The sequence below is a fragment of the Mesotoga sp. HF07.pep.5.2.highcov genome (genome assembly GCF_003666285.1).
Lineage (GTDB): Bacteria > Thermotogota > Thermotogae > Petrotogales > Kosmotogaceae > Mesotoga > Mesotoga prima.
The window spans coordinates 1-2,230 of the sequence record NZ_JFHJ01000551.1 but is presented as its reverse complement, the minus strand read 5'-3'; the positions used below and the strand labels follow the sequence as shown (position 1 = coordinate 2,230).

The following is a 2,230-nucleotide window of genomic DNA, read 5'->3' as shown; positions in this document are numbered from 1 at the left end:
CCCTGGACATATCTCTTCATGTGCTTTCCAATTTTCATGGCATTGACGTTCATTCACAACGTAATCTGGATAGTGAAGAGCTTCATAGAACTCTTCTCCGGAAGAATCTTTCCCAAGGAGGTCGAACCATGGGATTGATACTCTTTTTCATAGTATTCGGTGCTGCCTTTGCCCTGGGATACCCCATTGCATTTGGAATGATAATGGGCGGTTTCGCCTACTTTGTCACTTCCGGAATGGATCTGGGAATCTTTCTTGACATAATGGCAATAGAATTGAGAGCTCAGGATGTCTTGTTGGCAGTTCCGATGTTCATATTTGCTGCAAACGTGATGAACGATACCGAGATAACCGACAGGCTTTTCGGCTTCTTGAAACAGCTTCTGGGTGGCATGCGTGGCGGTCTTGCATATGCAAATATAGGAGCCAGCATCATTTTCGCCGGCATGAGCGGTTCGGAAATAGCCGACGTATCTGGACTTGGGACAATAGAGATAAAGGCTATGATGGATGACGGTTACGACGGCCCCTTTGCCTGTGCGGTTACGTGCGCTTCGGCAACGATTTCTCCGCTTATTCCTCCCAGCATCCCAATGGTAATCTATGCAATGCTGACAGGAACCTCGCTGGGGTACTTGTTTCTTGCAGGGATTGTTCCTGGGCTCTTTCTAGGTTTTCTAGAGGCCGGTATGGCCTTCTACCTTTCGAAGAAGAGAGACTATCCGGTAGGAAAGAGATATCCGCTGAAAGTACTAGCTAAGAGTTTCATTAGATCCTTTCCCGCCTTAATGGCTCCGATTATTCTTCTGGCCGGGATCTACGGGGGAATATTCACTCCAACGGAATCTGCTGCGGTCCTCGCTGCGTATTCGATACTGGTAAGCATCTTCATTTATCGAACGCTTGGACTGAAGAAGCTACGGAAGATAATGCTAAAGACAGTTTACAACGTTGGCGCAATAAGCTTCATGATTGCCGGTGCCTTCGTTGTGAAATATGTGCTTGCCAGAGAAGAGATCCCTCTGTTGCTGACAAACGCATTTATGGATTTGGGGCTTCTTTCCAGTGCCTGGGTGCTGCTTCTGAGTGTGAACGTTCTCTTCTTCATACTTGGAATGTTCTTCGACGTATCCGTCATACAGCTGGTTGTAATACCGATAGTCTTTCCACTTGTGAGGGCGGTGGGGATCGACCCCGTTCACTTCGGAATCGTAACCACTTTCAACCTTATGCTTGCGCTGGATACGCCTCCTTACGGGCAGACCGGGTTCATAACAAGCGCAATAAGCAAGACTCCCGTCGGAAAGGTTTTTAGAGAGATGCTAAAATACTGGATACCGATAGAAGTTATGGGACTTGTAATCATTACTTACTGGTCTGATTTCGTTTTGTGGCTGCCAAGATTGCTGGGGTATGCGCATTAAGGTCAGATCATAGTTGAGGGATCTAAATGCAGAGTGTTGAAAGGATCGTCAAAATCGTCAGTTCATTCAGTCTTGAAGAATCAAGATTGAGTCTTGACGATCTGACGAAAAAGAGCGGTTTGCCCAAGGCGACCGTGTATCGAATCACGGAGGCCCTTTGTGAAGAACACGTTCTCGAAAAGGACAGCCTGACTTCTACATACAGGATAGGGATAAAGCTTTTTGAGCTGGGAAGTCTTTATCTCTCTTCTATGAGGCTTAAGGATGTGGCCTTTGCCGAAATGGAGAAACTCCACCTTCAGACTGGAGAAACGATACACATGGGCATACTCGACGGAACGGAGGTTGTCTCGATTGAAGGCTTCGAAAGCTTCAAATCTCTTCACACAAAGTTATACATAGGAAGACGGGCCCCTCTCTACTGTACTGCTGTGGGGAAGGCGATACTTGCCTTTCTTCCCGAGGTTGATCGCGAACAGCTTATTGACGTTCTTGACCTTGTTCCCCAGACTTCGAAGACAATAACAGACAAAGCAAAGCTAAGGGAGGAGCTGGAAAGGATAAGATCAAGAGGGACAGCTTTCGATAGGGGGGAGAACGAAGACGGTGTAGCATGTGTTGGAGCTCCGATATTCGACTCATCCGGCATGGTCGTCGCATCGGTAAGCATATCCGGTCCAATATTCCGGATGGAAGAGGAGGTCATGAAAAAATTCTCCGATCTCCTCAAGAAGGTTGTGTCAAGAATCTCTTCTGCACTTGGGCATGGATTACAGCAATGAGGCAATGCATCATAATTAAATCTA

The 2,230-nt window shown here is 47.0% G+C and carries 2 protein-coding genes; both read left to right on the top strand.

Annotation, left to right across the window (positions count from 1 at the left end):
• Positions 1-128 precede the first annotated feature (128 nt).
• Positions 129-1,424, top strand: coding sequence for a TRAP transporter large permease (locus BG32_RS11680; RefSeq protein ID WP_121526863.1), 1,296 nt, complete (start codon positions 129-131; stop codon positions 1,422-1,424).
• 26 nt (positions 1,425-1,450) lie between these two features.
• Entirely contained in the window at positions 1,451-2,206 is a 756-nt protein-coding gene (locus tag BG32_RS11675; protein ID WP_121526862.1) for an IclR family transcriptional regulator, read from the top strand.
• Positions 2,207-2,230 lie beyond the last annotated feature (24 nt).